Genomic DNA, 13,618 nt, shown 5'->3' with positions numbered 1-13,618 from the left:
GACACGTATGAATTCTCTTAGAAAATATATCGTAGAAAACATATTGCCAAAGGTAGAAATGCCTGGACAATATATTGGAAAAGAATGTAATGCTATTGTAAAAAACCATTCCGATGTTGATGTGAAGATAGCCCTGGCATTCCCGGATACCTACAGCATTGGAATGTCTCATGCGGGGATGCAAATCCTGTATGGATTGCTAAACGAACGCAAAGATACTGTCTGTGAAAGGGCATTTGCTCCGTTGACCGACATGGAGGCTCTTTTAAGGGCACATAAGAAACCTTTATTTTCATTGGAAACATATACGCCGTTACATGCGTTTGATATTTTGGGATTTTCTGTTCAGTACGAGTTGTCATATACGAATATTCTCAATATGCTGGATATATCGAACATTCCTGTTTTATCCGCTGCTCGTGGAGAAGAAGACCCTCTTGTTATAGCGGGTGGTGCAATGGCGATTTCACCGGAACCATTAGCGGAATTTATTGATGTTTTTCTTGTTGGCGATGGAGAGGAAAGTTTACCGCAATTTGTTGAATTATTTAAGGAAATGAAACAACAAAAACTTTCCCGGCAGGAAAAACTTTTTCTCATTAGCACAAAAATGAGAAATGCATATGTGCCTTCACAATACGATGTATTTTACAATAGTGACAATACAATAAAAGAAATACGCCCCAAAATCCCCGGCGTACCGTTCTCTGTCCGCTCTGCCGCAATTGAGGATTTAAACGCAGCATACCACCCAACGAAACCGGTTATCCCTTTTGTAAAAATAATTCACGACCGTATTAGTATTGAGATCATGCGGGGGTGTACACAGGGTTGCAGGTTTTGTCAGGCGGGGATGAGCAAGCGGCCGACCCGCCCGCGGACGGTGGAGAATATCCTGCAGTTGGCGGAACAATCTTATGCGAATACAGGGTACAATGAAATATCATTAATGTCCCTTTCGGTGAGCGATTATCCGCATTTAGAGCAACTGATGGATAAAATGAACCATGTTTTTGCACCAAGGCATGTAAACATTGCATTTCCCTCTCTCAGGGTGAATGAACAGCTTGCTTTATTGCCTTCCATGTTGAATACGGTACGAAAATCAGGGCTAACGATAGCGTTGGAAGCGGCGGAACCTTCTCTCAGGAGAGTAATAAACAAAAACATTACGAATGAGGATTTTTTCAGAGGCATTGAAGAGGCGTTCAGGCAGGGATGGAATGCTGTGAAGTTGTATTTCATGATAGGTCTTCCCACAGAAACAGATGATGACATTGAGGCGATTGCGGCATTGGCTTATGACGTTTCTGATGTAATGAAAAAGGTGAGAGGCCATTATGGCCAGGTGAATATAAGCATTGCCCCTTTTATCCCGAAGGCCCATACGCCCTACCAGTGGCAGCCGATGGTTTCCATGGAGAGGATTAAGGAGATAAGAGAAAGACTCTACCAGAGAATAAAAAGGAAAAACATTCACATAAAATTTCATAAGGCGGAGCGTAGTATTCTGGAAGGAATCTTTGCTCGTGGAGACAGAAGACTCGGGAAGGTTATTTATGCTGCGTGGATGAAAGGGTGTAAGTTTGATGCATGGGAAGAGCATTTTCAATTTGAAAAGTGGATGGATGCGTTTCATGGTGAAGGAATAGATTGGAATTTTCACATACATCGTACCAGAGAAACGGATGAAACCTTGCCGTGGGAACATATAAATTGCGGGGTAGTGAGGCCATTTCTCCTGCAGGAGTCGGAACGATCATCACGAAAAGAAATAACGCAGGATTGCAGGCTGGACAGGTGCCCTGAATGTGGAAGTTGTACCAGGTCGCAACATTTTTTACCCTAAAGTGTTTCGAATATTTTAAAAAGCATTTGAATATGCCATACACTTTAATAGAATGAAGCTCTTATAGAACATAGGGTAAAAATACACATTTGGATACTATATGAATAAGCATAAATCGGTGGTAATAATTCCTGCAAGATATGATTCTTCACGATTACAGGGGAAATTGATTTTACAGGAAGTAAAAGATATTACGGGAAGGTATATAATAGAGCATGTGTATCAAAATGTGAAATCCGCCAGGCGTATTGAAAAGGTAATTGTTGCAACGGACAGCAGGCAGATTTTTGATATCGTAAAGGGTTTTGGCGGTGTAGCGGAAATGACTTCAGGTGAGTATCATTCCGGCACAGACAGGATCTCTGAAATTGCGGAAAGGATAGATGCGGATTTTATTGTAAACGTGCAGGGAGATGAGCCGGAAATGAACGGCGCAATGGTCGATTTAGTTATTGATGTGCTGGAGAAAGATGATAACGCGGTAATGTCAACCCTTGCAAACAGAATAGAAAATGCGGAGGCATTAAGAGATCCAAACTGTGTAAAGGTGGTATTGGATAATAACGGATATGCACTCTACTTTTCCCGTTCTCAAATACCATTTGTGCGGGACAATGATGAACAAGGAAATGGCAGAGAATTTTTAAGACACCTTGGAATATATGGATATCGCAGGGACTTTTTGCTGAAGTACCGTAATTTATTGCCATCGAAATTAGAGATGGCGGAAAAGCTTGAACAACTTAGGGCGCTTTCAAATGGATATAAAATAAAAGTGGTAATTACCGAGTATGTATCGTGTGGTATAAATACTAAAAATGATTTGATGGAATTTATAGAAAGACATAAAAATGACTAAACATATTTTTGTTACGGGCGGAGTAGTGTCGTCACTCGGGAAGGGCTTGAATTCTGCTTCTATAGGGATGTTGCTGGAGAGCAGAGGGTTAAGAGTGCGGTTGCAGAAATTTGATCCGTATGTCAATGTTGATCCGGGGACGATGAGCCCGTATGAACATGGAGAAGTGTATGTAACTGAAGATGGCGCGGAAACAGATCTGGACCTCGGGCATTATGAAAGATTTACCAATGCTGAAACAAACAAATACTGTAACTTTACGACAGGGTCCATTTATCACTCCGTTCTTATGAAGGAACGGAAGGGTGAGTATCTGGGAAAGACGGTGCAGGTCATCCCTCATATTACGAATGAGGTTATAGAATGCATTAAAAAGCTGGATGGGCCGGACACTGATGTGGCAATTTCTGAGATTGGCGGCATTGTGGGCGATATCGAAAGCCAGTTGTTTCTTGAAGCAATCAGACAATTCGGGCAAACGATAGGCAGGGGAAACGTACTCTACATTCATTTAACACTTGTGCCATATTTAAGTGCGGCAGACGAAATAAAGACCAAACCTACACAACACAGTGTTGGTATGTTACGGCAGGCCGGTGTGCAGCCGGATATTATTATATGCAGGACAGAGAAACATTTGAGCGAAGAGATAAAAGAAAAGATATCGCTTTTCTGTAATGTCGATAAAAACGCAATTATAGAGGAGAAGGATGTAAAACCATATTTGTATGAAATACCCCTTATACTTATGGAACAGGGGTTGGACAAGTTGATCATACAAAAACTCCAACTGAAAACAAATAATGGGAATATAGATAAGTGGTTATCAATATTAGAGATACTGAGAAATCCGAAGTATACGACAGAAATAGCTATTGTTGGAAAATATATAGGGCATCAATCGGCGTATGAATCTATTTATGAGTCGTTAATACACGGCGGAATAGAAAACAATGCACGCGTAAAAGAGCGCAGAATTGAATCTGAGGATGTAGAAAAATTTGGGGCGGAAGCATGCTTAAAAGGGGTAAATGGAATATTGGCGCCCGGCGGATTTGGTGCGAGGGGTATTGAGGGAAAAGTAATGGCAATTCAATATTCGCGGGAAAACAACATCCCCTTTTTTGGCATTTGCCTCGGAATGCAGTGCGCATCAATAGAGTTTGCAAGAAATGTCTGTAATCTTGCCGGCGCAAACAGCACCGAATTTGATCCTGCTACCCCGCATCCCGTAATCAGCCTCCTCGAAGAACAACGAAATATTACAAAAAAAGGCGGAACAATGCGATTAGGGGCTCAAGCCTGTTTTGTTGAAGAAGGGACAAAGGCGTATGAAGCATATAAAAAGGCCGTAATTTCCGAAAGACATCGACATCGATACGAATTCAACGATGCGTATAAAGAGACATTTTTAGCAAATGGAATGAGATTTAGCGGACATTCTGAGGAAGACCGATTGGTCGAGATTATGGAAATTATAAACCATCCGTGGTTTGTCTGTGTGCAGTTTCATCCGGAATTTAAATCAAAGCCAACAAAAGCACACCCACTGTTTAGAGAATTTATACGGGCAACGTTAAAAAAATGAATTTGCGGGGAAGTTAATATCTATTTTAAAGACTATACTCAAGGGGTTCACGAAATGTGATTCATGAAATGATATAACTATTTATGTTAACAAAGGTTAAATCCAACCTCATAAATCCCTATTTGTGAACCCTTAAAGTATAATCCCGCTTTTATTGGCAATTCGCTCGAACTCTTCATTGTTGTTAAAGGCAATAGTTATTTGCCCCCTACCATGTCGTTCCCGTATCTTTACTTTTGCCCCAAAATGCTTTCGAAAGCGATCCTCAATGTCGGCAATATGCGGCGTGGGCAATTTTCTTTCGGGTTGTTTCTCTGGCTTTTGAAGATTTTTCTCTCCGGCAACCATGGACTCAACATCCCTTACGGAGAAACCTTCCTTAATAATACTGGCACAGAATTTTACCTGCATTTCTCTTCCATGAAGAGAGAGCAGCGCCCGTGCATGCCCCATGGAGATTGTTCCACGTGAAACATGTCCCTGGATTTCATCGGGGAGTTCGAGAAGCCGGAGATAATTTGCCACGGAACTGCGGTCTTTTCCCATTGCCTGGGCGACTTGCTCCTGTGTGAATCCGAATTTTTTTACCAACTCCCGGAACCCAAGGGCTTTTTCGATCGGATTAAGGTCTTCTCTTTGTATGTTTTCTATCAGAGCGATTTCGAGGAGGCTTTCATCGTCTGTCTTGCGTACAATGGCAGGCACCTTTTTCATGTCGAGTTCCTTTGCTGCCCTCCAGCGCCGCTCCCCTGCAATAAGCATATAGCCGTGGGCAAGGGGCGTCACGATGATCGGTTGCAAAATACCGTGTTTTTTAATAGATGCCATAAGGTCATGCATTTCGGCTTCTTTAAAAAGGTTGCGGGGCTGCATGCTATTCGGTTTTATGTCGTTAGGATTCAATTGTATAATTACCCCCTCTTCCCGTTGGGTTTCTATGCCAATGACGCCTCCCAGGAGAGATTGCAGTCCTTTGCTAAGTCCTTCATTTTTAGCCATGGGCTTCGTCCTTTTTTTGAATGTTTTTCCATTGAAATATTTTTGGACAGGTGTTAGGATCGGGCCAATTGCCCGTCCTAATATGTTTCACGTGAAACATTTTTAATAGAGTCTATGGTTTTTTTGGTTAAATTCAAGGGTTTTTTATGAATGGCGCTCTGTTTTGCCTCGCAATTAATACTTCAAGGGATGTTTTTCGGCAGCCCTTATTTTATGTAATTACCAGTGCTGGCGTGTTTTTGACGTTTTTATCCCTTTTTTTTACCTTGTTTGCCTTTGGTGAAGAGATCCGGATGGTGAAAGAAATGGGCATTTCCACCATTACGGTGTGTTGTCTCGTATTGGTTTCCATTTCCGCGGTAAATGCTCTATCAAAAGAGAGGGAAAGCGGCACTATTTTGACGCTGTTGGCGAAACCAGTGAGTAAGCGTGATGTTGTCCTCGGGAAGTTTCTTGGCATATTGATAGTGGCGGCAGTGGAATATTTAATTTTAGGGGCTTTTTTAGTTGTTTCCCTGTCATTGAAAAATCTGTTAGATTTTGACCTGGCATTTTTCCCCTCCATTATACACTTCGGGGGCGCTACCTTTCTCCCGCTTTTCTACACATTTTTACAGGTGGAAATAATTTGTGCAATAGCAGTCGCGGGGTCTGTTTATTTGTCGATGTCTGCTAATTTGAGTTGTTGTGTGTTTATCTATATTGTTGGAAACCTGCTAGGTCTTGTTCAAAGCCTTTTCAATGCGAATGAGAGCCTTTTTCCCTGGTTGTTTGCCTTTTTGTACATAATTTTCCCAAATCTGGAAGGGGTGTGTGCTATAGGCATGGGTAATTCTCCGGAAGGGATTGACGTTCGTTATATCTTGTTTATGGTTGTTTATGCCATTGCGTATACGACGCTTATTATTCACATAGCATTTGAAATGTTTGAAAGAAAAGAATGTTGCTGATCTGCATGAAATGATGCATCTTTAACAAGAAAGAAATGTGTCACGGCCGAAATTTCTCTCCCTCGTAGAGTTGGTGACACGGATAAGCAGGCTTTGTCCGTGTCACCCTTATTATTCATCTTTCTAAAACCTTTTTAGAGTTGTACCAAAAATGCCGCATCAATGTGGTTTAGTTGTTTAATTTCATTGAGGCAATCTTGCGGCGGCGCCGCATCTATATTTAAAATGCTGATGGTGTTTCCCCCTACTTCTTTCCTGCCGAAGGTCATATGGGCAATGTTTATGTTTTTGTTGCCAAGAAGAGAGCCGACCTGTCCAATGAAACCCGGCTTATCCTTGCCAAACAAAACGAGTATCTGTTCATTGAGAATGGCCTCAACTCCATAACCATTAATGTCTACCAGCCTTGGTTCGTTTTTGCCAAATACGGTTCCGGAAATGCAGGTTTCTCCGTTTGAAGTAGTAATTTTTGCGGCAACAAGACTGCTAAAATCACAGGCGTTGCTGCTGGTCGTGACATTTACCTTGATACCACGTTCTGCGAGCAACGTCGGAGCGCTTACAAGATTTACGCCTTCTTCCAGGCTCGGCTTTAGCAACCCTACTATAAGGCTGTCGGTAACAATTCGAATATTTTTATGAGAAATCTCACCTGTATAAACAATATCTAATGTCTGAATGCCCGCATTATTTATTTGTGTCAAAAAAGATCCCATTTTTTCTGCAAGGGCAAGATAGGGCTTCAGGCCGGCATATTCTTCCGGACTATAGGGAGCAAGGTTCACGGCGTTTTTATATCCCTTTCCGGTAAGGGCTGCGGCCATCTGCTCCGCGGCCTCGATCGCAACCGCATATTGAGCTTCCTCGGTGGATGCCCCTAAATGCGGCGTAGCAATGACCTCTTCCAGTTGGAGTAACTTGTTATCCTTGGGCGGTTCTTCTTCAAATACGTCCAGGGCTGCGCCGGCAACCTCTCCTGTTTTAATGGCATTATAAAGATCTTCTTCGCAAATAACGCCGCCTCTTGCGCAATTTATAATTTGGACGCCTTTCTTCATGAGTGAAAATTCTTTGCTTGTTATAAGGTTCTTCGTTTCTTTGTTAAGCGTAACGTGAAGCGTGATATAGTCTGCTTGTGACAAAAGATCTTTAAGATTTTTTACAATGTGTATGTTATACTGTGATGAAATTTCAGTGGTTATAAAAGGATCATAGCCAATTACCTTCATATCTAAGGCCGCCGCCCGTTTTGCCACTTGCCTGCCCACCCTGCCTAGTCCTATGATGCCAAAGATTTTACCTGTGAGCTGCTGACCTGTAAACCTCTTTTTCTCCCACTTCCCTTCCTTCACCGACGCACATGCCTGGGGAACGAAACGCGAGAGAGAACAAAGCAAAGCAATGGTATGTTCTGCCGTTGAGATGATATTGCCTGCGGGGGTATTCATGACGACAATGCCTTTTTTTGTGGCGGCGGGAACGTCTATATTGTCAACGCCAATTCCCGCACGGCAAATGGCTTTCAGCTTTTCACTTTTTTCGAGCACTGGGGCGGTAAGTTTTGTATTGCTTCTCACGATAACGCCATCGCACGTTTTTATAACAGCATCTAATTCAGGAGGTTTTAAACCGGTTTTCTTTAAAACTTCAATCCCGGCATTTTGTAATATTTCGGTACATACGTCAGGAAGATCGTCTGCGATTAAGACTAACATGCCACTGCCTTTCCAAAAAAATAACAATGTTTTTGCGAACTATAGTAGATACTAGATGTTACGTCGTGTTTTACAGGGACAACTGCAATAATAATGGGAATATGATAACCTTTTAATCCTATGAAATCAAATTTAAACTTTACTGCATAGAAAAATGCAATAGTTAAAAAATAAAACCCACATTTTCATTATATACGTAGCAATGAACAGGCGTTTGTAGGTATCACATGGGTGGTGTTCAAAAAAGGGATAATATTTGCGGTAAGAGGGGTTTTTTGTTAGACTAACAGCGGTTTTTTATTCAGAAATCAATCCATGTAGGAGTACAATCCATGAAGCACAGGATTTATATTGTTGTTTTGCTGGTATTTATATATTTACCTGTGGGTTTTTTTATGCAAAAAATCGCTATAGGACAAACAAGCGGACAGGAGGTTTTTGATAAGCTGACGGATTTTCAAAAATCACTGAGGGACTGGATGCTCAATATTGATAACCTTGGCGTACAGTTCTCAGAACTGAATAAAGACGTAAAGGAGACCATTGCTCCCCTGAAAGAATCCAGCAAAATCATAAAAGATATTGAAGAAAGAGTGAACAAATTTGCTTCAAGGCTTGAAAAAGTGGAACAGGTGACCTCTCTTGAAGATGTAAAAAATACACTTGATTCTTTTGGCAAAACATTTGACGTCTTTAAAAAACTGTTTTCCGATTTAAAGAAAAGGGTTGAAGACCAGGAGGTGAAAACAACCGTTCTTGAAAAAAAATATCATGACGCCGAAGTACCATTAGCCCCTTTTAAAAAGGCGCTTGAAGACATAAATAAACTGGTTGCCGATAAATTTGCAGAGCAGGAAAAGGTCATTGCCGCTGCAGAAGTAAATATAAAAACACGTACAGAGGCGCTTGATCAACAAATAAAAATTTTTGAAGAACTTGACCGAAGGATGAAAAATTTGGAAAGTCAGGGAGTTGTTTATCAAGGCACGGCTACGGCGGTTGCCGTGGCATCGCCTCCGGAAGTCAAGGCGACACCGATAACTGAAGCAGTAGGTACGGAAACGGTTGTGGCTGCAAAAGAAGAACCGGTTGTGCGCGGGCCGTCTCCTGAAGAAGAAGGTTTTAATGAGGCTGGAGAGGGATTTTACGTGCGGAATGTAAAATTGCTTCCCTTTGGATCTTCAGCGCAAATCGAGGGGGAGATAAAAAATTTGTCCGGCAAAGATCAAAGTATTGCCAATTTTGAAATAAAGGTGTACGACAAAATGGATTTGGTGTTATTCATGCAGGATTTTTCAATAAGATCTTTTAAGAATGAAGCTATCAGGAAGTTTAACGAAATTATTACCGGTTATTCACCTGTAGACATTGCAAGGTACGAGGTGTTGGCGAAGAGGAGATACTGACATGTGGACTTTCAAAAGATGGATTGTTTTGCTCGCTTTTATTATAGTATTTTTTTTAAAAGGGCTACTTGCTGCAGAAGAAAGCGAACAGTATCCGGATATGGTTTATGTCCCTGCGGGTGAGTTTTATATGGGGGAGGATAAATATTACGACTGGACGTTTATGTTGGCATTTAACATATATGATGGGCCGGAGCATATTGTGTATCTGGACGGGTATTACATTGATAAATATGAAGTAACAAACGAACAGTATGCAAAATTCATCGAAGAAACAGGGCATCGCATTCCGTATTGCTGGTTTGATGAAAGGTTTAATACTCCGGACAAGCCTGTTGTTGGCGTCAGATGGGAGGATGCGGTTGCTTATGCAGAATGGGCTGGCAAGCGTTTGCCCACAGAGGCAGAGTGGGAAAAAGCGGCGCGTGGCACTGACAGACGTTTGTGGCCTTGGGGAAATGATATATTTGATGCGGAACGATGCAATATCTGGGAGATAAAGAAACTGCAGACATCTCCTGTCGGAAGTTATGAACAGGGCAAAAGCCCCTACGGTTGCTATGATATGGCGGGAAATGCCTGGGAATGGTGTGCTGACTGGTATGACCCAAATTACTACTATTCTTTTCCTCGCGAAAACCCAAAGGGTCCGGAATCTGGACAACAAAAGGTTATTCGCGGAGGTAGCTGGCATTATTTCGGACACTTCGCGCGATGTGCAGCAAGGTATCGTGTCCCCCCCCATGCAGAATCACCACAGATTGGTTTTCGTTGCGCAAAATCCGCGGATTAATTACAAATGGGCATTTTATGGTCAAATAATCTTAACACTTAGTTTTTTGAAAAATAGAGGCAAAGCATTTGCTTTTTTTAAAGTGCAGTGGGAGGGTGTTGCACATGCACCAACGTGACGCTACTGAAGGGACTAATTTATTTTGATGTACAACTGCAAATGTTTCACCCTTGTTACTTGTAGGGTTTTTAGCAAAATAAGTGTATTGGATTATAGGTTCACAAAACACTTTTGAAGTGTAATTTGTAAATAATAGCGATGATTTCCGCATAGTGTAGGGGCGAAGCATTTGCCGTAAATTGTCATAAATGCCTTCATCCCAAAGGGGCAAATGCTTCGCCCCTACAGTTTTATTTATTGAGAATCAGACTTCTCCATCCGCTGCTTTATCTCTTCAAATGTTTGAGTGTCTACCCGAATCTTGCCTTTTTCATCTGAAACGCCGAGCCGAGTTGCCATCTCATCAACATCAAGCAAATCCAGGTCAATGGTAGAAATATTTATATCCGCAAGATTGAAATTTCTCGCTGCTTCCATTGCAACTATAATGTCACCGCCGAATCCTTCAAGGGCTTCCCGTCTCAATTTTTCCCCTTCAGCCCTTGCCAATTTAATCAACAATTCCCCTTCAGCTTTACGCTGTTGTTTGTAACGGTCACCTTCCGCCCTTTTTTCAATAAGATATTTGTCCGCCTCCGCAAGATATTCAATTACCATTTTTGTAGTCTCAGCATCCAAAACGGTAACCTCTCGTTCTTTATCGGCGGAGATTTTCTGTGCTACGGCTTCCGTGTCGGCTTCGATTGTTTGCGTTATACCTCTCTGTTCCGCGGCCAAGGCTTTTGACTGATTCAACACATTGTCCAATTCCGCAATCTTGATATTCTTAATTTTGCGGTCTAGCTGCGGGTCAAACCTGAATTCTAAAATCAAAACATCTATAATTTCTACATGTCGCGACTCTAAACGCTCCCTAAGTCTTGTTCTGCATTCATCCGCTCTTTTGCGTTTTTCTTCAGGGTTGTACAAATCTCTTTCCACCATTTTACCAAAGATACTACGCGCAACGTCCCTTGTTTCATTCTCGACGATTATCTTGTATCGATCCCCTACGCCAAGATCTTGTCGAAGTCTCCAGACAGAACCTCTTTTTATCTGGTATTTAACAACCAAATCAACCTCCACATCGTAATCGTCAGCGGTTCTTATCGCTACATGCTTTCTCTCGTCGTGCCCTAATCCCGAATTTACCTTCGCCATTTCCAACGTTTGCACGGTAATATCATAGAGATCCCATTGATCAATTGTCGAAATTGCCCTGTGCCAGCCCGGGCCATAATCCTTTTGCACAATACCCCTGCTTACACCCCAAACACGGGTTCGAACTCCCACCTGATCAGCGCCAACCTTTATGACGAAAAATTTTATACCGACGATAAATAGCGCAACAATAACAAGTATCCCAATAGGAATAATGTATTTTGCCGTCAATTTTCCTAGGTGCATTTTTGCCTCTACATTCTAAAATGAGCCGCTAAGTTATATGAAATCAATACGTAATAAAAATGTGTCTTTTGTCCATTACAAAGGCTATTAATCTGATTTTTGCGGACCTGGTTGCATCGGACTAATCATCGGCGCATCTGGAGGCTCCGGGCGTGAGTAATCGATCTTAGGCGCATCCTCTATATATTTGAAACGTTGAATCGATTGCGGTACTTCGACCCCGCTCCTGACAATCGGAACACCACGTACTATAGCATTTTTCAGACGTTTAGCATATTCGAGTCTGACCAGATTGCGGCTCCCATTTCCTTCAAAAGCGTCTCTTAACGCCGCAAGTCCTTTGGCTTCTGCCTTCACCGTTACAAGCACCGCGTGCGCCTCTTGCGATAATCGCTCGAAATCAGCCTCTGCTTCATATGTCGCTTTTATCAAGTAGGCCTCCGCCTCTTGTTTCTTGGCCTCCGCAGTACCTCTAGCGTCCATGATTCTTTTATCACAATCACCCCTGAATCTGGCAACTCGAACCTCTTTCTTTTTCGTCTCTTCTACAATTACCCTCCGCTGGTTTTCCATGGCCGCCTTTGCCCTGGTTTTTTGTTCTTCCACTTCCTTGTCAGCCAATCGTCTCTCTTGTATTTTCTCGGCGTATTCTCTGTAGTAACGATAGTCTGTGAGATTTATTGAGGTAATAAAAAAACCATGCTGCTCTAAAAAGGCATTAATTTCCTGCCGTGCTTTCTCTGCCTTTGCATCACGTTTTGAAGCGCTTGGGAATTCATCTATATTTAGCTCTCCGTAACAGTAATAGCAAATGGTGCGTGCATAGTCATAAACCCATTTTTGTTTGTAAACATCCCCGACGCCCGTGTTTTGAATTATGTGTATAGCATACTCCGGATTCAGTATATATTGTATCTGTAAATCCAACACGATTTCACCGCCGTCAATAGTTTTTATTATAAGGGGGTTTCCTTGTGGTTGCTTCTCGTTGATCTCGGCAGCAGTCATCTTCAGTACCAGCTCACGTTTGTCTAGTATGTAAATGTCTTGAATAAAAGGGTAATAAAGTATCGCACCTGCACGATTTACTTGCTTAATGCTGCCTGTTAAATTGTTAACAATCACGGCTACTTCGTCTGGCGCTAATTCCTTCCAGCTTAGCTCTCTTCCACTATAAACGCCGCCAACGATTAATGCCACCGCAAGTGCCAACACAAAAACCTTCCTGTAGAGATGGAATTTTTTACTTTTTGGTTTGAAGTCTTTATCCATAGTAAACAGTACCTTTTTAACGAAAAGCTATTTATGCTAATGCTACACTAGTTTACAGCAAAGTGTCATATTATAAGGGCAGCTCTTTGGGAGTCAACAAAAAATTAAAAAACAGGGCTTTCCGAAAAGCGCTTTAAGTGGTTCTTTGGTTAAGACTAAAATCGTATTCCGGAAAGTGTATTTCACTTTGCAACGGCTTATTTAGGTTTGAAAGACAAGCCCCGCTTGTACAAGTGTTTAATGAATTGCTTTGTAGTAATGGGTTTGTTGCTCTATCTCTTGATATCGCTGCGCATAATAAAGGTGTTTTTGACAAAATATAACATTTGGCTTGCAATTTGCAATTTTGTAGTATTCTTTGGATTTTTGATATACTGACAAATACCTGACACCCAGCTAGCATTAAACAAATCAGGAGGCTGTCATCCAAAACAGATCAAACATTAAAGGTGATATGCTGTTCCGATATAAGGATTGAAATGTTCTCTCTTGTTTGTATATCCAAGTAGTTTGATTTTGATGTGAAATATTCCCTTTTTACTAAAAGCATTAAAGTATTATGGCAAGAAATGGGCTAAGCTTGTTTTTATAGTCGGTAATATTGAGGTATCTTATGTGTCCTTTGTTTCACCAGAAATAGCAACCGAAGGGACTGTGTAATGCTTTATTATTGCCAAATGT

10 protein-coding genes are annotated in these 13,618 nt (G+C 41.7%); 6 read left to right on the top strand and 4 right to left on the bottom strand.

Annotated elements, in window-relative coordinates; translation table 11 throughout:
• Nucleotides 1-7 precede the first annotated feature (7 nt).
• The 3 genes from ABJL82_RS05710 (at nucleotide 8) to ABJL82_RS05700 (ending at nucleotide 4,296) form a co-directional block, all read left to right on the top strand.
• Nucleotides 8-1,849 (top strand): TIGR03960 family B12-binding radical SAM protein, encoded by a 1,842-nt coding sequence (locus ABJL82_RS05710; protein ID WP_347273762.1) that lies wholly within the window; start codon nucleotides 8-10, stop codon nucleotides 1,847-1,849.
• A gap of 100 nt (nucleotides 1,850-1,949) precedes the next feature.
• Nucleotides 1,950-2,708: a 3-deoxy-manno-octulosonate cytidylyltransferase gene (kdsB, locus tag ABJL82_RS05705; RefSeq protein WP_347273761.1), complete on the top strand. Its 759-nt coding sequence runs from the start codon at nucleotides 1,950-1,952 to the stop codon at nucleotides 2,706-2,708.
• A complete protein-coding gene (locus tag ABJL82_RS05700; RefSeq protein WP_347273760.1) occupies nucleotides 2,701-4,296 on the top strand; it encodes a CTP synthase in 1,596 nt (531 codons plus the stop codon). The genes kdsB and ABJL82_RS05700 overlap by 8 nt, the downstream gene beginning before the upstream one ends.
• 132 nt (nucleotides 4,297-4,428) lie before the next feature.
• Here the strand turns inward: ABJL82_RS05700 and ABJL82_RS05695 are convergent, their stop codons facing one another.
• Nucleotides 4,429-5,295: a ParB/RepB/Spo0J family partition protein gene (locus tag ABJL82_RS05695; RefSeq protein WP_347273759.1), complete on the bottom strand. Its 867-nt coding sequence runs from the start codon at nucleotides 5,293-5,295 to the stop codon at nucleotides 4,429-4,431.
• A gap of 146 nt (nucleotides 5,296-5,441) precedes the next feature.
• On the opposite strand from ABJL82_RS05695, the gene ABJL82_RS05690 reads away from it, so the two are divergent.
• Entirely contained in the window at nucleotides 5,442-6,245 is an 804-nt protein-coding gene (locus ABJL82_RS05690) for an ABC transporter permease subunit (protein ID WP_347273758.1), read from the top strand.
• A gap of 134 nt (nucleotides 6,246-6,379) precedes the next feature.
• Here the strand turns inward: ABJL82_RS05690 and serA are convergent, their stop codons facing one another.
• The gene (gene serA / locus ABJL82_RS05685) at nucleotides 6,380-7,960 is read right to left on the bottom strand and encodes a phosphoglycerate dehydrogenase (protein WP_347273757.1); all 1,581 of its coding nucleotides are present in this window, start codon (nucleotides 7,958-7,960) and stop codon (nucleotides 6,380-6,382) included.
• Nucleotides 7,961-8,292: 332 nt separating this feature from the next.
• Between serA and ABJL82_RS05680 the strand changes: the two genes are divergently transcribed.
• Together ABJL82_RS05680 and ABJL82_RS05675 are read left to right on the top strand one after the other, a co-directional pair.
• Nucleotides 8,293-9,366 (top strand): hypothetical protein, encoded by a 1,074-nt coding sequence (locus tag ABJL82_RS05680; RefSeq protein WP_347273756.1) that lies wholly within the window; start codon nucleotides 8,293-8,295, stop codon nucleotides 9,364-9,366.
• Nucleotide 9,367: 1 nt separating this feature from the next.
• Complete coding sequence (locus ABJL82_RS05675; protein WP_347273755.1) at nucleotides 9,368-10,159, top strand: formylglycine-generating enzyme family protein; 792 nt, start codon at nucleotides 9,368-9,370, stop codon at nucleotides 10,157-10,159.
• Between the two features lie 354 nt (nucleotides 10,160-10,513).
• Here ABJL82_RS05675 and ABJL82_RS05670 read toward each other — a convergent pair whose 3' ends face one another.
• Nucleotides 10,514-11,665, bottom strand: a complete 1,152-nt coding sequence (locus ABJL82_RS05670) for an SPFH domain-containing protein (protein ID WP_347273754.1) — start codon at nucleotides 11,663-11,665, stop codon at nucleotides 10,514-10,516.
• An 87-nt stretch (nucleotides 11,666-11,752) separates the two neighbouring features.
• Nucleotides 11,753-12,937: an SPFH domain-containing protein gene (locus tag ABJL82_RS05665; protein WP_347273753.1), complete on the bottom strand. Its 1,185-nt coding sequence runs from the start codon at nucleotides 12,935-12,937 to the stop codon at nucleotides 11,753-11,755.
• Nucleotides 12,938-13,618 lie beyond the last annotated feature (681 nt).

Source organism: Candidatus Kuenenia sp. (genome assembly GCF_039794105.1).
Classification (GTDB): Bacteria; Planctomycetota; Brocadiia; order Brocadiales; family Brocadiaceae; genus Kuenenia.
The sequence above is the reverse complement of the archived record's forward strand: the minus strand, read 5'-3'. Positions and strand labels throughout refer to the sequence as shown.